Source organism: Paenibacillus lentus, assembly GCF_042714055.1.
GTDB classification, from domain to species: domain Bacteria; phylum Bacillota; class Bacilli; order Paenibacillales; family Paenibacillaceae; genus Fontibacillus; species Fontibacillus lentus_A.
In genome coordinates, this window is record NZ_JBHGVC010000004.1 from 24,187 (window position 1) to 39,863 (window position 15,677).

Consider the following 15,677-nt stretch of genomic DNA (forward strand, 5'->3'; position numbering starts at 1 on the left):
TTTTCTTAAGATATCAGAATGTAACACAATCAAAGTAGGCACCCTGATATCGCAAGAAAAACTACCGTTAAAGGCGGTCTGTCTACTTAGAAATTACGTCGGGAGACGTTTTTTCTTAAGATATCAGAATGTAATGCAATCAAAGTAGGCACCCTGATATCGCAAGAAAAACTACCGTTAAAGGCGGTCTGTCTACTTAGAAATTACGTCGAAAGACGTTTTTCTTACCGTTTACTGCGCAGCTTTCCCTTTCATAAGCAAGGAAATGCAGCCCATAAGGTTATTGCCTTATGACACTATGAAATTAGGTGGTAATTTACGGAATGAAAGAACAATTTTCGAAATTGTTTGGTTTTACCGAACGAAGCAGCGGAGATGAAGTGAAACAAATTCCGGTTGGTGAAATTGTAAGCAGTCCATACCAACCCAGAACTATTTTTGACGACGATAAAATTGAAGAGCTCTGCCAGACGATCAAGACGCATGGCATCATTCAACCTATCGTAGTCCGTTACCGAAATGATAAGTATGAGCTTATCGCTGGAGAAAGACGTTGGCGTGCAGTAGTGAAGCTAGGTTATGAGACAATTCCTGCAATTTTGCGGGATTTCAATGATTCTCAAGCTGCTTCGATCGCCTTGATTGAGAACCTGCAGCGAGAAGGGCTTACTTCGATTGAGGAAGCTCTTGCTTATCAAAACTTGATTGATTTGCATCAATTAACCCAGGAGAGTTTAGCTCAGCGACTGGGGAAAAGTCAATCGACGATTGCCAATAAAATACGGCTGCTTCAGCTGCCTGATCAAGTGAAGACGGCACTCATGGAACGTAAAGTTACGGAGCGTCATGCACGGGCTTTATTATCATTAGAGACAGAAGAGCTTCAAATAAAGGTACTTGATGAAATCATCAGTAAAGAATTAAATGTGAAACAGACCGAAGCGCGAGTGGCTTTTTACAAAGAAGTCGCTAACAATAAGAAGTCGCCAAAACGAATTTCGTTCTCCAAAGATGTTCGTTTGGCTCTCAATACGATTCGCCAATCGATTGATATGGTATCTGGCTCTGGAATGCAAATCAAGACTTCGGAGAAAGACCATGAAGATCACTATGAAATCGTGATTCAAATTCCTAAAAGATAATGTGTGATTCTCGCTGACCATAACCGCGAGGTTGAAGAGGTCAGCTTCTTTTTCGGCAAAATGGCTTGAGTCATCCAGGTGCATTTCCATCAAACCGAACACGCAGCTAGCGGGAATGAGCTTATTTATGAAGAATGTTGCATACACTGGGATGACTTTGTTGTCTTTTTGTAGCTTCAGCTTAGTTGATACTGCCTAGATTTATACTACAAGAAGATTTTTAACGGATACTGAGGTGAAATAGATTGTCTAAAATCATTGCCATTGCTAACCAAAAGGGGGGAGTCGGTAAAACGACGACCTCTGTGAACCTCGGGGCAGGACTTGCTGCGATCGGTAAAAAAGTACTGCTCATTGATATTGACCCGCAGGGTAATACGACAAGCGGCGTTGGTATCAATAAGGCCGATGTTGCTAATTGTATTTATGATGTGCTTATTAATGAAGTCAATCCGAAAGAAGCGATAGCTTCTACACAGGTGGATGGACTGGATATTATTCCTGCTACCATACAGCTTGCAGGAGCTGAAATAGAGCTTGTGCCCACTATATCGCGGGAAGTCCGGCTTAAGAAGTCGATTCAACAAGTCAAGCATATGTACGATTATGTGCTGATCGATTGTCCGCCATCGCTTGGTATTCTAACCATTAACTCATTGACGGCGGCTGATTCAGTGTTGATTCCTATTCAGTGTGAATATTATGCACTTGAAGGGTTGAGTCAGCTTCTGAATACGGTACGTCTCGTTCAGAAACATTTAAATACATCTTTACAAATTGAAGGTGTGTTACTCACGATGTTTGACGCCCGAACGAATTTGGGGATTCAAGTGATTGAAGAAGTTAAGAAATATTTTCAGCAAAAGGTATATAGGACTGTTATTCCACGCAATGTTCGCTTAAGCGAAGCACCATCGCATGGTCAATCGATTATAACGTACGATCCCCGGTCTAAGGGAGCGGAAGTATATTTAGAGTTGGCAAAGGAAGTGGTCTCTTATGAGTAAACGATTGGGGAAAGGTTTGGATGCGCTGATACCATCACTCTCCATTCAAGAGGATGATAAGGTGGTGGATATTCCACTGAATCAGCTTCGTGCCAACCCGTATCAACCACGTAAAACTTTTGATGAGGATGCCATCCGTGAGTTGGCGGAGTCGATTCGACAGCATGGCGTTATTCAGCCAATCATTGTTCGTAGCGTTTTGAAGGGATATGAAATTATTGCCGGAGAGCGGAGGTTCCGTGCTTCTCAGTATTGTGGCAATGATACCATTCCGGCGGTTGTGAGATCTTTTTCCGATCAACAGGTTATGGAAATTGCTTTAATAGAGAACTTGCAACGCGAAAATTTGAATGCGATGGAAATTGCTGTAGCTTACCAAGGGCTAATGGATCAATTTCAACTCACCCAAGAAGAGCTATCTATGAAGGTGGGAAAATCGCGTTCCCATATTGCTAATTTTCTGCGGCTGTTATCGTTGCCGGAGGAAGTGAAGGAATATGTTTCACGTGGAACATTGTCTATGGGACATGCCCGAGCTCTTGTTGGTTTGAAGGATGCAACCACAATTAAGGAACTGGCTAAGCAATGTATCGATCATGAGTGGAGTGTACGTGAGCTTGAGGATGCTGTTCAGCAGATGGATCGCAAGAAGAAGGATAAGCAGAAGCCGGCATCTCAAAAACGTGACCCTTATATAGAGGAAGTTGAAGGAAGTCTGCGAGAGAAGTTCAAGACAACAGTGAAAATTAAAGCCACCAAGGAAAAAGGTAAAATTGAAATAAATTATTATAGTCAACAAGATTTGCAACGATTACTTGACTTACTCTCTTAAAGATTTTATTGGTTAGCAGAGCTGAATAGTTTTATAATCGCAAGAAAAACTACCGCTCAACGCGGTCTGGCTCCTTAGAACGTACATTGATAGACGTTTTTATCTAGAGTTTAATGCGGATGACATATTCGTCTTGTCTGAGGGATGTTCAGTCTCTGCAGCGGAGGGGTATGTCATTCTTTGATCTTATAGGCAAGTTGAAGTGATTTAATATTTTAAGTGAAATGGTATAAAGATGATATAGCGGCGATATAGAATTAAAGGAATCTGGAGTTTTAGAAAGTATTGAGGGACAGGCGCTGCGTGTCAAGGAGGGGAGTTTTCTGAAAAAGCAATCTGTCATTTATTTTGATCATGCAGCTACGTCTTGGCCTAAACCGCCGACAGTAGGAGAGGCTATGATGTCGATCCTGAATGGTCAGGCTGCCAGTGCCGGACGAGGAAGTCATAATATGGCACTTCAAGCGGGGCGAATTATATTTCGTGCTAGACAAGCGCTAGCGACGTTGTTTCATATTTCCAATCCGAATGACATTGTTTTTACCTCCAATACGACCTCTGCTTTAAACTTGGCCATCAAGGGTTGGCTGAAGCCTGGAGATCATGTGATTGCAACGATGGTTGAGCATAATTCGGTGAGAAGGCCATTAGAGTATTTGAAAAGAACCATTGGAATTCAAGTTGATTATGTGACGGTGGATGGTTTGGGGCAATTGGATATGGAGGAAGTCAGAAACTCATTTCGCCCAGAGACGACGTTGGTTGTTTGCTCGCATGGCTCGAATTTACTGGGGAGCATCCTGCCGCTTCATGAGATAGGGCATTTGGCTCGGGAGCATGGAGCAGTCTTTCTAGTGGATGCGGCTCAAACTGCCGGAACGTATCCCATTGATGTGGCCGAAATGGGGATTGATTTGCTTGCTTTTCCAGGGCATAAAGGGCTGCTTGGTCCACAAGGGACAGGAGGATTATATATTTCGCCTCATGTGGAGCTGGAGCCGATTTTACATGGAGGAACAGGAAGTCAATCGGAGGAGCTTGGACAGCCTACTGTACGGCCAGATCGCTATGAGGCAGGGACGGCAAATACGGTCGGTATTGCTGGTCTGGCGGCTGGTGTGAATGCTGTGCTTGAATATGGGGTAAAACAAATTTATGAACGCCAATGGTTGCTTATCCAAAAAATGATGGAGGAACTGGCTGGGATGCCTGGCGTATCCTTGATTGGGCCAAAACGGGGAGAACCACGAACCGGGCTTGTGTCTTATAATGTAGCAGGCAGAGACGCTGCGGAAATTGCTTTTTTATTAGATAGAGAATATGGAATCGCTGTGCGCGCCGGTTATCATTGTACACCACTAGGGCATATGACAGCAGGAACATCGGCGGGCGGTGCTGTTAGAGCCAGCGTAGGGTTTGATACGACGGAGGAAGAGGTAGAGGCGTTCGTACTAGCCATGCGACAAATTTCGGCTCAATGAAAAGAACATAGGGGAGAGGAAGCATGCAAGAATGGAATGAGCTCATCCTGGAGCAGTTGGTTTGGGTCGTAATCGGATTAGTTATCGTCGTAGTTTGGCTGCTCATATGGAACTTGCTTCAAGGGGGCAAGCTCAGAAAGATTCGTCGAAAATATGATGTCATGATGCAAGGCTCAGGTGTGGAAGACCTAGAGGGACTGCTGATCGATTTAAAGCTGCAGCAAGGAAAACTGGAAGATGCCCAGGAACAGCAAAAGAAGATGCTTGATCAGCTTCAAAGGCTTGTCCCAAAACAAAAAGCAAAAATCGGCATGAAGCGTTACAACGCTTTTGCCGAGCGTGGAAATGATTTAAGCTTTTCTATTGCGTTTATAAATGATGAGAAGGATGGGGTCGTCATAACAGGCATTTATAATCGGGACGGTTCTTATGTATATGCCAAACCGTTGACGAAGGGAGAATCCCCCCATGCACTCTCTCCGGAAGAGGTTGAGGTTATTGCTCTCGCCGAGCAAGGGGAATAAATCCTTTGTTCCATTCCTTAATGGCCGAATAGAGACTGCTGGCAATAATTTCAGATAACCGCATGACGAGACTGAGACGTGTATTTTGCAATACAAAATATTCCATGAAGCCGCCGACGTTGACGATGCCTGTAAGATGGATATCGCCAACCGGCGGCAATTCTTTATTTACGCCTGCTCCGGGACGCAGAGGGCCTTGAACCACTTGAATCGATCCAACACTTGAGGTTTGACCCAGGCAGGCATCAATTCCAATGATATAAGGGTCTACAAATGTGGTATTAATATGTTGGAGCGTGTCTTTTAAATTCATCGCATGCACAGGCTCTTCCAAAGTACCGTACAAGTGAAAGTAAGGGCAATTATATTTGGATAAGGAAGTGCCCACTAAAGGACCCAGGCAATCGCCGGTAGAACGATCTGTACCAATACACACGACAACGATTTCCTGTCCGGGTTCGATCTGAGCGAGATGAAGAAGCAATCGGTGAATGATGGCGGAATGAATGCCCGGCTCGGTATGGGGTATTTTTAAATAGGGAATTTCTTGTCCTGTGTACGAAGGATTTAGCTGAGACATAGAAATCTTCCTTTCCGCTTGGAATTATCCGTTATAGCTGCCGAAGCATCGAAATATATGCTATAAGGAATAATAGATAGTATATGGAAAAAAGAGCATTTCTATACTCCGACTAAAGTATCGCTTATCATAGGGGGCTAAAGCAGTGGACACATGGTTAGTCATGGCGTTTGATTCGACGCAGCAAGCATTAAGAGCCGAGATGCTGCTGGAATATGCAGACATAGAAATCGACCTGTTTCCGACACCGAAAGAAATCACGGCAGGTTGCGCTCTATCGATTCGTTTTCCAGAAGAATCTCTGCTTACCGTCAAGGAGATTATCGTTCAGGAGCAAGTAGATATTCGGGGGATCTACTCCCAATCAGAAACAGGTTATGATAACATCGAATTGTAGGAGGAGCAGATGACAATACTAACAACGGGGACTGATAATGATATAGATTCTGCTGAAGATGTGCTTAAAGCTGCGGTAACCTGGAAGGATAAGCTGTGGGACTGGGTGACAAATGTAAATATGTGGGAAATGGTCATGTTTTCTGCCTTAAGGATTATTCTCATATTTATACTGACGCGAATATTCATCAAAGTTATTTACCGGGTTATTGACCGCTCTTTGGAGAAAAGGGAGAACAGCCGACTAAAGGTTAATCCCCGCAGGTTCATAACGGTAGGTGAGCTGCTTAAAAATATTACCTGGATTACAAGCAATTTTATTATGGTTATGCTCGTGCTTGGAGAAGTTGGCTTTCAGCTTGCGCCGCTGCTTGCCGGAGCCGGGGTGCTGGGTCTAGCTATTGGTTTTGGGGCCCAGAGCTTGGTGAAGGACGTGATTACGGGCTTTTTCATCATCCTGGAGGATCAATTTGCCGTAGGCGATGTGATTCAGACCGGCAGTCTCAAAGGGACGGTAGAGATGATCGGGCTTCGCTCCACACGGCTGGTCAGTTGGACAGGCGAAGTGCATATTATTCCCAATGGCATGATTACCAATGTGACGAACTATTCGTTAAATAACGCGATGGTTGTCGTGGATTTCCCATTCAGTAATTCTAAGAAGCTTGAAGACAGTATTAGCTTAATGAAAAAAGCGATGCTAAAAATGAAAGAGGATCACCCGTATGCTCCTGATTCCCCGCATGTGGTTGGTATTCAATCCCTGTCAGCCAGCGAGTTTGTCATTCGTATTGCGATGGAATGCTTGCCGACGGAAAGAGAAAAAATGGAACGGCAAATACAGACGTATGTTAAGCAAGCGCTTGAAGAAGCAGAAGCATTGAGGCTGACTGAAGGAGAGTAAAGATACTCATAGGGATAGAGGATTGAATAATCGACCCCGAAGGGCGATAATATAGAATAATGTGGATGAAGTAGGAGAGGAATGTAGATGGAACGTAAATCGTTTGGGCTGGGCGATGTGGTGTTAATGAAGAAAAATCATCCTTGCGGCAGCAATGAAATGGAGATTATTCGCATGGGAATGGATATCCGGATTAAATGTGTAGGCTGCAAGCACAGTGTACTCGTTCCAAGGGCAAAATTTGAGAAAAATATGCGGAAAGTAATACGATCGGCCGCAGCCGGAGAAGAGGGTACAGCGACGCAGGATCAATCATAATCGGACTATAACTCCCTCATAGGGTTAGGGCGATAATAATTCATGTCGTTAGCAAGTCGGGGAACGTAAGTTCCCTTGATCAATTGAATGGTTTATGGTATGCTCATTAGTGCTGTGGAAAGGTACCCAAGAGGTCCAAGGGGGCTGACTCGAAATCAGCTAGGCGTGTCAAAGCGTGCGTGGGTTCGAATCCCACCCTTTCCGCCATATAGTCGCTAAGACTATAATTAGCCGGGATGAGAATTGAATAGTAATAATAATGATGAATCTCCTACAAGGGCGTAGGGGATTTTTTGGTGTTCTAAGGGAACGAGGGGAAAGGGAAGAGACTTTAAATCGGCAGGTGAAGGATGCGGAGAAACCATTTTTAAAGGGATTGATCGCCATTATGCAGCCCCTGCTTCTGCTCTAACAACAAAGGAGAACCCGCAAGGGTTCTCCATTTGCAGACGGGATGCGGATTGGAATTCTTCTCTCACGACGGAAGAAACATGCGATCTTCGCCTAGGCTTTAACGAAGTGACAAAGAGGGGTCTTTCTCAATTCGCGATCTTGTGCTTCTAAAGTGTAGTGAATAAGACTCCAGACAGCTGTGTTGCTCGTGGATGCTCCAACGGAACCACACCTCTCTTTGCATCACCGACTGAGTGTATTATGTGCAGGTTGGAGTGTTTTATACACGAATTCATAATTAGATATCCTTAATTGCGCACCCGTTACCCGAGCTAATGGACTCGGGCTTTTTCAGCCTTTTTCCATTTGCGATTCTTGTTGGTGGTTTTAGGAAATGTCTCGCCCCGTTCTAGTTCAATTCGTTTTGGGTTCTTGATTTGGGTATGGAAGCTTCGCGCTTCACCTACTTCGGTGTAAATACCAGGGTTTGGTGCTTTGTCTCCAGGTTCGAATTCGGTTTGTTCGCCCATGATCAGACCTCCTTTCAGAATAAAATGGCGCTAAAGCTGTTATAAAAGGTAAGAAGCATGCCTATTGTATGTAGTTCGTTCGTGTTTCATACTTGCAGGGTTAACGCCGGTTTGGTATAATATTTTGGTGCGAGTTGAAGCTCGCTCCTTGCTCCCATGTGTAACAAGGTGGGGGCCATAGTCCAAGAGGAGGTGACATATATGCGCAAATATGAAGTGATGTACATTATTCGTCCTGAACTTGAACAAGAAGCTGTTCAAGCTGTAGTTGACAAATTCCAAGGCATCATCCAAAACGGCGGTGAAATTACAAAGCACGATGTAATGGGCAAACGCCGGCTTGCGTATGAGATTAACAAGATCCGTGACGGTATTTACGTTCTCGTGAACTTTACAGCGACTCCTGAAGTCGTTGCTGAGCTCGAGCGGATTCTGAAGATTTCCGATGAGGTTATCCGTTATCTCATTACAAAAGACGTAGCCTAGTACTAAGTTTTGTAAGCATTAGCCCGGAGGAGGGGATTTGATTGTTGAACCGTGTCATTCTGATCGGACGTCTAACTAGAGATCCCGAGCTGCGTTATACGCCATCCGGCGTAGCGGTTACCCAGTTCACGATTGCTGTGGACAGACCGTTCACATCGCAGGGCGGAGAACGCGAAGCGGATTTCATTCCGGTCGTAACCTGGAGACAACTGGCTGAGACGTGCGCGAATTACTTGCGTAAGGGTCGCCTCACAGCGGTTGAAGGACGCATTCAGGTACGGAATTACGAGAATAACGAAGGCAAACGTGTATACGTAACCGAAGTCATTGCTGATAATGTCCGTTTCTTGGAGTCTAATCGTGAAGGTGGCAGTGGTGGCGGACAGCGCGAGGAGAATCCATTTGGAGGAGGCAGCGCGGGCGGCAATAGCAACCGCAGCAGCAATTTCTCACGCAGCAATCAAGATCCATTCTCTGACGATGGGAAACCGATCGACATTTCGGATGACGATTTGCCATTTTAATATAGGAAGGACTGAATAGCATGAGCTTCAAGCAAAGAGAAGGCGGAGACGACAAAAGACCGGCACGCCGCGGCGGCCGCAACAAACGTCGTAAAGTATGTTTCTTCACTGTGAACAAGATTACTCACATTGACTATAAAGATACTGAACTGCTCAAGAAATTCATCAGCGAGCGTGGTAAAATTTTGCCGCGTCGCGTGACAGGAACGAGCGCGAAGTATCAACGTCTCTTGACGATTGCAATCAAACGCTCCCGTCAAATCGCATTGCTTCCGTACACTACGGAGTAATCGTATAGATGACAATAAGAAATCCCCTTTAAGTAGACAAGGACAAGAACCTCACTAGAGGATGACTTCCACTTGTTGAACGAAGGGGATTTTTATTTTATAAGAATGCTTAATGTTGTGAATAATTACCAAGTATATCCTGAATTACAAAAAAACACTTGGAATATATATGGCAATAATATATAGTAATAAAAAAGAATATATTTCTAGTAGAGGTTATTTTTATAGCAAATAGCATTTTAAAGCTAATCTTTAAACCGAGTAAGCAGGGCAGAATAATTGTCCTTGGGCGGTTTCTTAAAACGTTATGCTAAACCTTGCGATAGGGTGATGAATGTGACTGAAGAACTCTTAAGAATTGAGAATCTGTCGACTTCATTCCACATTTCAGGCGAGCTTTTTGCTGCCGTGGATGGCGTAAATCTAACGGTAAATAAGAATGAAATATTGGCCATTGTCGGTGAATCTGGATCAGGGAAGAGCGCCTTGGCTTTTTCCATTATGGGATTGCACACCCGTGCCCAAATTCAGGGACGGATTTATTACAAGGGTCAGAACCTCATAGCGTTGTCTCCATCTGAGCTAAACCGACTTCGCGGCAACGAAGTCAGTATGATTTTTCAAGATCCTTTATCCGCACTCAATCCTCTGATGATCATTGGTGAACAAATTGAAGAAGTGCTGCTTCTTCACGAATCCAAGCAAACTGTGCCATCTAAGAAATCCAAGAAACATAGGAAAGAACGAGCGATCGAACTATTGCAGAAGGTTGGGATTCCTCGTCCCGAATATGCTTATGGGCAATATCCCCACGAATTATCCGGCGGAATGCGGCAGCGGGTTGTCATTGCCATTGCTATCGCCAATCAACCGAATCTTTTAATTGCCGATGAACCTACGACGGCCCTGGACGTCACGATCCAGCTGCAAATTTTGGAGCTGATTCGGCGCCTTAAGGAGGATATGCATGCGGGAATTATTCTGATTACGCATGATTTGGGCGTTGTGGCTGAAATGGCGGATCGCGTAGCGGTGATGTATGCCGGGCAAATTGTTGAAATCGCTTCAATTCACACCTTGATGACGAATGCAAAGCATCCCTATACACGTTCTTTAATAAGCTCCATACCTACAGTGAGTAATGAGAGAACGAAGCTGCATGTTATCCATGGGGTCGTGCCTTCCTTAAAGCATCTGCCGCGCCAGGGCTGTCGATTTCGCTCACGGATTCCGTGGATCGAGGAATCGGCGCATGAGGCTGATCCTCAGCTGCATGAAGTTGAACCGGGTCATTACGTTCGCTGCACATGCTATAAGGATTTTCACTTTCTCGATCACTGAGAGGAGGAACAGGAATATGGCGCTTCTTGAGGTTAGGGATTTAAAGGTGCATTTCCCGGTATACGGCGGGATTTTCAGACGCGTCATCGATCAGGTAAAAGCGGTGGACGGCGTCAACCTGAACATTGAGGAGGGACATACTTATGGTCTCGTCGGAGAGTCAGGTTCGGGGAAGACGACGACAGGGCGAGCGATTATCGGCTTGAATCCGATTACTTCGGGAAGGATTCTATTTCAGGGTGAGGATATTGGAGATGGGATACGAAGCAGTCATTCCCGGTTTCGGAGAGATATTCAAATGATCTTTCAGGATCCGTATTCCTCATTAAATCCGAAGAAGCGCGTGCTGGATATCGTGGCAGAGCCGCTGCGCAATTTTGAGCGCTTATCTGCTGCAGAAGAGAAGCGCCGCGTGCAGGAGCTCCTGACACAGGTAGGCTTAAGCGAGGAAACGATACATAAATATCCGCATGAATTTTCCGGCGGACAACGGCAACGCATCGGCATTGCCCGGGCTATCGCATTGAGGCCGAAGCTGATTATCGCGGATGAGCCGGTATCCTCACTCGATGTCTCGGTTCAGGCTCAGGTGCTGAACTTTATGCAGGACATTCAGAAGGAGCTTAATCTGACTTATTTATTCATCAGTCATGATCTTGGTATTATCCGTCATATGTGCGACTATATCGGCATCATGTACAAAGGGCGGCATGTGGAACAAGGGACAACGCGGGATATATTCGGAAACCCTCAGCATATTTATACCAAACGTCTATTGGCCGCTATACCCGATTTGGATCCCAAGCAGCGAGAGAAGCGTCAGCAGCAACGCCAATGGATCCATCGGGAATATGATGAGGCTTACTCCAAGTATTTTGACCATGAGGGACTAGCCTACGACTTAAAGCCGTTGTCCGACACTCACTTTGCTGCATTGCCCGAAAGGGGGTGAGGTCGATGTGGAAGACGATACTGCGCAGGCTGCTGATTATGATTCCGCAAATTATTTTACTGAGTATTCTTGTTTTTATTATGGCGAAGGCTTTACCGGGGGATGCATTGACCGGGATGCTCGATCCAAGTGTCGATCCGTCGATGCTCGAAGAGCAGCGGGAGAAACTGGGCTTGAACAATCCCTGGTACATTCAGTATTGGGACTGGATCACAAGGGCGGTTCAGGGTGATTTAGGCCAATCGTTTCGGTTCAAGATGCCAGTCGCCGATTTGATCGGGCAGAGGATCACCAATACGATCTGGTTGTCTCTGGTTACGTTAGTGATCACTTATCTCATCGCGATCCCTCTTGGAATCATTAGCGGGCGTTATAACGATTCCTGGGGAGACCGGCTGATCACCGGCTATACGTATCTTGGCTTCGCCGCACCCTTATTTATATTTGCCCTGCTCATGCTGTGGATTTTCGGTTTTCATATCCGTCTGTTTCCCACAGAGGGAAGCGTAACCCCTGGACTCGTACCCGGTACCCTCGATTATATGGTTAGCAAAATATATCATCTGCTGCTGCCCGCATTATCTATGGCTTTGATCACTACCGTGTCTACGGTGCAGTATTTACGCAGCGAAATTATCGACACGAAGCAAAAAGATTTTGTTCTGCTGGCCCGGGCGAAGGGAGCATCCGAATCGCGCGTTTACACGCATCATATTTTACGGAATTCGCTTCTGCCGATAGCGGCGTTCTTTGGTTATGAACTAACGGGGTTAATCGGGGGAACCGTTTTTATAGAATATATTTTTAGTTATCCAGGGATGGGGCAGCTCTTTCTGAATTCCATTCTGATTCGTGATTTTAGCGTCGTAACTGCGCTGGTTCTTCTCTATGGCATTGCCTCTATCCTAGGTTCCTTGATTTCCGACATCATTCTAGGCATCGTGGATCCTCGCATTCGGATTAAATAACGATTTGAACGTATGGGGGTGATGAAATGAATAAAGTGAACGGGCGAATGGAGGACGGAGCGTTTGACTCAGCGGCCAGTCCCTCCAGTTGGCAAATTTTATGGCGGGAGATCAAGCGGGATAAGCTGGCTTTGGTGTCTCTGATTTTCTTAGGGTTGATCATCGCGGCGGTTTATGGCGTATCTCTCGTCTTAGACCAGAAGCAGATTGTGACGGTCGATTTATTTGCATTATACCAGCCGCCATCGGCCAAGTTTTGGCTGGGTACCGACTATGGCGGTCGAGACGTGTTCGGCCAGTTGATTATCGGGACGAGAAATTCACTGTCGATCGGAATTATCGTGACGGTGTTGACCGGGTTGATCGGCATCCTGGTTGGGCTAATCTCAGGATATTTCGGGGGGACGGTTGATAATGTATTCATGCGGGTCGTTGATTTTTTCATGATCCTGCCTACGCTTATGATCGTCATTGCCTTTGTGGCCGCTGTGCCAAAGTATAGCATTCTATCGTTCTCCTTGATTATGACAGCCTTTTTATGGATGGGGATTGCCCGGCTCATTCGCTCGAAGACGCTGCAGGAGAGAGAGTTGGAGTATGTGAAAGCCTCAAAAACGCTCGGCTCATCTCATTTACAAATTATGTTTTCTCAGGTTCTGCCCAATTTAAGCTCCATTATCATTGTGACGATGACCCTGAATTTAGCAGCTAATATTGGCCTGGAGTCAGGATTATCCTTCCTAGGCTTCGGTTTTCCGGAGAGCACGCCTAGTCTTGGCACTCTTGTCAGTTATGCCAGGAACCCGCAGACGCTCGAATATAGGTGGTGGATTTGGTTGCCAGCATCACTACTCATTCTTGTATTGATGCTTAGCATAAATAATGTCGGTCAAGCGCTAAAGCGTGCGACGGATGCAAGACAAAGAAAGGGATAAAGGGAGGAAATGTTATGAAAAAAAGGGTTAGCTCCAAAATGCTGCTGCCGCTATTATTTGTATTCATTATTGTTCTCTCTGCTTGTACTTCCGATAAAGGGAACAATGCGACTCCGCCAGCGCCAACGAATACGCAGAATCAAACGGATGGCGAGAAAAAGCCGGCAGAGGAGGGCTTGTACTCCATCGAGGATTTCAGCAATGTTAAAACAAATGAGGGGGAACCAATCAAAGGGGGCACGATTACGTATGGCCTTGTCTCCGATACGCCATTTGAAGGCATTCTAAATTACAATTTTTCTTCGGGTGTTCCTGACTCTAAAGTTCTGTCCTGGTTTGATGAATCGCTGTTGGATTGGGACAAAAACTATGTATTCACGAACAACGGGGCAGCGACTTATGAAGTGTCCGAAGACGGCAAAACCTTTACCTATACGATTCGGGACAACGTCAATTGGCATGACGGCAAGCCGGTAACCGCGGAGGATTGGGAATTTGCCCATGAGGTCATCGGGCACAAGGATTATGATGGCCCCCGTTATGGGTCTGATTTCACGAACATTGAAGGTATGATCGACTATCGGGAAGGCAAAACGGATAAAATATCCGGCATTAAAGTGCTTAGCGATAAGAAGCTGCAAATTACCTATATCAAATCCACCCCGTCTTTATTGACAGGCAGCATATGGACGTATCCGCTTGCGAAGCACATCTTTGGAGACATGGAAATAGCCAAAATTCCTTCCTCTCCGGAGGTTCGGGAGAAGCCGATCGGCTTTGGTCCCTTCAAGGTAGAAAGCATCGTTCCGGGTGAATCCGTTGTTTATACAAAAAACACGGATTATTGGCGCGGAGAGCCTAAGCTCGATAAAGTTGTGCTCAAGGTCATCAATCCAACAACGATCGTGCAGCAGTTAAAGTCGGGCGGAGTGGATCTGGTAGATACATTCCCGATTGACCAGTTCCCCGACAATGCCAATATGTCTAATGTAGAGTATTTAGGTGTTATCGATCGTGCCTATACGTACATCGGCTTCAAGCTGGGCAAATGGGATGAGACCAATAAGGTGGTTGCCCCGAATCCCGATGCGAAAATGGCGGATGTGAACCTGCGCAGAGCGATGTGGCACGCGGTGGATAACGATCAGGTGGGTAAGCGCTTCTACCATGGTCTACGTTGGAATGCAACAACGCTGATTCCACCGTCCCATCCGGAGTTCCACGATGCGAGCAATCCGGGAATTGCCTATGATGTAGAGAAGGCCAACCAAATATTGGATGAGGCCGGATACAAGAAAAACGGCGAATTCCGCACCAATCCGGACGGCAGCGAGCTGGTGATCAATTTCTTGTCGATGACGGGCGGAGATATAGCAGAGCCGTTGGCCCGGTATTACGTCCAATCCTGGAACGCGATCGGGCTGAACGTTAATCTGGAATTGGTTGAATTTAACACATTCTATGACCGCATCGGCAATAATGGGAAGGATGATCCAAACGTCGATGTATATCAAGGCGCATGGACCGTAGGCATTGACGTCGACCCGACAGGACTATATGGACGGGATGCGTTGTTTAACTTCTCAAGATACGCCAGCGAGGAGAATGACCGTCTCCTGGAAGAAGGGGTCTCTGAGAAAGCCTTCGATGTTGCGACTCGTCAGGCCATTTACAAAGAATGGCAGCAGTTTATGCTCGAGGAAATTCCGGTGTTCCCGACGCTCTATCGTTCCGAAATCGTACCCGTAAATAAGAGAATTCTCAACTTTGCCATTGGCGATGGAACAGGAATCTATCTCCATGAACTAGCGGTATCGCAGGATAAGCCGTTCGTGGCGGAGTAGAATATTGAATAGAAGGATTAGAAGAAATCCCCTGGTGCTTTTCGGCACTGGGGGATTGCTTTTGGCGCTTTTTTTTACATGATATTTGTATGAAAAAACCTCTTTATGGTATAGTACGAAGCGGTAGAGTTATTAAATTCTTTCGGTTAAATTACTATTTTGTAGTTTTTTGCCGAGGACTACGGTTTACAATTAATTGAAGACACCTGGTATTGCGGCTGTATACCGTA

Annotated in this window: 18 protein-coding genes and 1 tRNA gene; 17 read left to right on the forward strand and 2 right to left on the reverse strand. The window is 45.7% G+C overall.

What is annotated here, in order from left to right:
- Positions 1 to 323 precede the first annotated feature (323 nt).
- The 5 genes from noc to ACE3MQ_RS10075 all read left to right on the forward strand — a co-directional run bounded on the left by noc (position 324) and on the right by ACE3MQ_RS10075 (position 4,986).
- Positions 324 to 1,142 carry a nucleoid occlusion protein gene (noc, locus tag ACE3MQ_RS10055; protein WP_379392493.1) on the forward strand — a complete coding sequence of 273 codons (819 nt, stop codon included), beginning with the start codon at positions 324 to 326 and terminating at the stop codon, positions 1,140 to 1,142.
- A gap of 245 nt (positions 1,143 to 1,387) precedes the next feature.
- Positions 1,388 to 2,149 (forward strand): ParA family protein, encoded by a 762-nt coding sequence (locus ACE3MQ_RS10060; RefSeq protein ID WP_379392494.1) that lies wholly within the window; start codon positions 1,388 to 1,390, stop codon positions 2,147 to 2,149.
- On the forward strand, positions 2,142 to 2,981 hold the full coding sequence (locus ACE3MQ_RS10065) for a ParB/RepB/Spo0J family partition protein (RefSeq protein ID WP_379392495.1): 840 nt from the start codon (positions 2,142 to 2,144) through the stop codon (positions 2,979 to 2,981). Before ACE3MQ_RS10060 ends, ACE3MQ_RS10065 begins: the two co-directional genes overlap by 8 nt.
- Before the next feature lie 323 nt (positions 2,982 to 3,304).
- Positions 3,305 to 4,462, forward strand: coding sequence for an aminotransferase class V-fold PLP-dependent enzyme (locus ACE3MQ_RS10070; protein WP_379393044.1), 1,158 nt, complete (start codon positions 3,305 to 3,307; stop codon positions 4,460 to 4,462).
- Between the two features lie 23 nt (positions 4,463 to 4,485).
- Complete coding sequence (locus tag ACE3MQ_RS10075) at positions 4,486 to 4,986, forward strand: DUF4446 family protein (protein ID WP_379392496.1); 501 nt, start codon at positions 4,486 to 4,488, stop codon at positions 4,984 to 4,986.
- Here ACE3MQ_RS10075 and yyaC read toward each other — a convergent pair.
- Positions 4,958 to 5,566, reverse strand: coding sequence for a spore protease YyaC (gene yyaC, locus ACE3MQ_RS10080; RefSeq protein ID WP_379392497.1), 609 nt, complete (start codon positions 5,564 to 5,566; stop codon positions 4,958 to 4,960). The two genes, ACE3MQ_RS10075 and yyaC, sit on opposite strands and share 29 nt — an antisense overlap.
- 163 nt (positions 5,567 to 5,729) lie before the next feature.
- On the opposite strand from yyaC, the gene ACE3MQ_RS10085 reads away from it, so the two are divergent.
- From ACE3MQ_RS10085 to ACE3MQ_RS10100, 4 genes are all read left to right on the forward strand, one after another.
- Positions 5,730 to 5,963: a putative Se/S carrier protein gene (locus tag ACE3MQ_RS10085; RefSeq protein WP_379393046.1), complete on the forward strand. Its 234-nt coding sequence runs from the start codon at positions 5,730 to 5,732 to the stop codon at positions 5,961 to 5,963.
- Positions 5,964 to 5,972: 9 nt separating this feature from the next.
- Positions 5,973 to 6,866, forward strand: coding sequence for a mechanosensitive ion channel family protein (locus tag ACE3MQ_RS10090; RefSeq protein WP_379392498.1), 894 nt, complete (start codon positions 5,973 to 5,975; stop codon positions 6,864 to 6,866).
- Positions 6,867 to 6,953: 87 nt separating this feature from the next.
- Positions 6,954 to 7,184, forward strand: coding sequence for a DUF951 domain-containing protein (locus tag ACE3MQ_RS10095; RefSeq protein WP_379392499.1), 231 nt, complete (start codon positions 6,954 to 6,956; stop codon positions 7,182 to 7,184).
- 116 nt (positions 7,185 to 7,300) lie between these two features.
- Positions 7,301 to 7,391 (forward strand) — tRNA-Ser (locus ACE3MQ_RS10100).
- Between the two features lie 518 nt (positions 7,392 to 7,909).
- On the opposite strand, the gene ACE3MQ_RS10105 is transcribed toward ACE3MQ_RS10100, so the two are convergent.
- Positions 7,910 to 8,107 carry a YjzC family protein gene (locus ACE3MQ_RS10105; protein WP_379392500.1) on the reverse strand — a complete coding sequence of 66 codons (198 nt, stop codon included), beginning with the start codon at positions 8,105 to 8,107 and terminating at the stop codon, positions 7,910 to 7,912.
- 201 nt (positions 8,108 to 8,308) lie between these two features.
- On the opposite strand from ACE3MQ_RS10105, the gene rpsF reads away from it, so the two are divergent.
- The 8 genes from rpsF to ACE3MQ_RS10145 all read left to right on the forward strand — a co-directional run bounded on the left by rpsF (position 8,309) and on the right by ACE3MQ_RS10145 (position 15,447).
- Positions 8,309 to 8,593, forward strand: coding sequence for a 30S ribosomal protein S6 (gene rpsF / locus ACE3MQ_RS10110; protein ID WP_379392501.1), 285 nt, complete (start codon positions 8,309 to 8,311; stop codon positions 8,591 to 8,593).
- A gap of 41 nt (positions 8,594 to 8,634) precedes the next feature.
- Positions 8,635 to 9,117 (forward strand): single-stranded DNA-binding protein, encoded by a 483-nt coding sequence (ssb, locus tag ACE3MQ_RS10115; RefSeq protein ID WP_379392502.1) that lies wholly within the window; start codon positions 8,635 to 8,637, stop codon positions 9,115 to 9,117.
- Between the two features lie 20 nt (positions 9,118 to 9,137).
- Positions 9,138 to 9,407 carry a 30S ribosomal protein S18 gene (gene rpsR / locus ACE3MQ_RS10120; RefSeq protein ID WP_018750422.1) on the forward strand — a complete coding sequence of 90 codons (270 nt, stop codon included), beginning with the start codon at positions 9,138 to 9,140 and terminating at the stop codon, positions 9,405 to 9,407.
- A 336-nt stretch (positions 9,408 to 9,743) separates the two neighbouring features.
- Positions 9,744 to 10,748: an ABC transporter ATP-binding protein gene (locus ACE3MQ_RS10125; protein ID WP_379392503.1), complete on the forward strand. Its 1,005-nt coding sequence runs from the start codon at positions 9,744 to 9,746 to the stop codon at positions 10,746 to 10,748.
- Between the two features lie 16 nt (positions 10,749 to 10,764).
- Complete coding sequence (locus ACE3MQ_RS10130; protein ID WP_379392504.1) at positions 10,765 to 11,700, forward strand: ABC transporter ATP-binding protein; 936 nt, start codon at positions 10,765 to 10,767, stop codon at positions 11,698 to 11,700.
- Between the two features lie 5 nt (positions 11,701 to 11,705).
- Positions 11,706 to 12,668 (forward strand): oligopeptide ABC transporter permease, encoded by a 963-nt coding sequence (gene opp4B / locus ACE3MQ_RS10135; RefSeq protein ID WP_379392505.1) that lies wholly within the window; start codon positions 11,706 to 11,708, stop codon positions 12,666 to 12,668.
- Between the two features lie 26 nt (positions 12,669 to 12,694).
- Positions 12,695 to 13,603, forward strand: a complete 909-nt coding sequence (locus ACE3MQ_RS10140; protein ID WP_379392506.1) for an ABC transporter permease — start codon at positions 12,695 to 12,697, stop codon at positions 13,601 to 13,603.
- A 14-nt stretch (positions 13,604 to 13,617) separates the two neighbouring features.
- Positions 13,618 to 15,447, forward strand: a complete 1,830-nt coding sequence (locus ACE3MQ_RS10145) for an oligopeptide ABC transporter substrate-binding protein (protein WP_379392507.1) — start codon at positions 13,618 to 13,620, stop codon at positions 15,445 to 15,447.
- The last annotated feature ends 230 nt before the right edge of the window (positions 15,448 to 15,677 follow it).

Bases quoted from the DNA above. Each gene is read 5' to 3' on its own strand.
- ACE3MQ_RS10075 (WP_379392496.1), top strand. From the start codon at position 4,486: ATGCAAGAATGGAATGAGCTCATCCTGGAGCAGTTGGTTTGGGTCGTA.
- opp4B (WP_379392505.1), top strand. From the start codon at position 11,706: ATGTGGAAGACGATACTGCGCAGGCTGCTGATTATGATTCCGCAAATT.
- yyaC (WP_379392497.1), bottom strand. From the start codon at position 5,566: ATGTCTCAGCTAAATCCTTCGTACACAGGACAAGAAATTCCCTATTTA.
- ACE3MQ_RS10130 (WP_379392504.1), top strand. From the start codon at position 10,765: ATGGCGCTTCTTGAGGTTAGGGATTTAAAGGTGCATTTCCCGGTATAC.
- ACE3MQ_RS10085 (WP_379393046.1), top strand. From the start codon at position 5,730: ATGGCGTTTGATTCGACGCAGCAAGCATTAAGAGCCGAGATGCTGCTG.
- ACE3MQ_RS10090 (WP_379392498.1), top strand. From the start codon at position 5,973: ATGACAATACTAACAACGGGGACTGATAATGATATAGATTCTGCTGAA.
- ACE3MQ_RS10095 (WP_379392499.1), top strand. From the start codon at position 6,954: ATGGAACGTAAATCGTTTGGGCTGGGCGATGTGGTGTTAATGAAGAAA.
- rpsF (WP_379392501.1), top strand. From the start codon at position 8,309: ATGCGCAAATATGAAGTGATGTACATTATTCGTCCTGAACTTGAACAA.
- ACE3MQ_RS10140 (WP_379392506.1), top strand. From the start codon at position 12,695: ATGAATAAAGTGAACGGGCGAATGGAGGACGGAGCGTTTGACTCAGCG.
- rpsR (WP_018750422.1), top strand. From the start codon at position 9,138: ATGAGCTTCAAGCAAAGAGAAGGCGGAGACGACAAAAGACCGGCACGC.
- noc (WP_379392493.1), top strand. From the start codon at position 324: ATGAAAGAACAATTTTCGAAATTGTTTGGTTTTACCGAACGAAGCAGC.
- ACE3MQ_RS10105 (WP_379392500.1), bottom strand. From the start codon at position 8,107: ATGGGCGAACAAACCGAATTCGAACCTGGAGACAAAGCACCAAACCCT.
- ACE3MQ_RS10145 (WP_379392507.1), top strand. From the start codon at position 13,618: ATGAAAAAAAGGGTTAGCTCCAAAATGCTGCTGCCGCTATTATTTGTA.
- ACE3MQ_RS10065 (WP_379392495.1), top strand. From the start codon at position 2,142: ATGAGTAAACGATTGGGGAAAGGTTTGGATGCGCTGATACCATCACTC.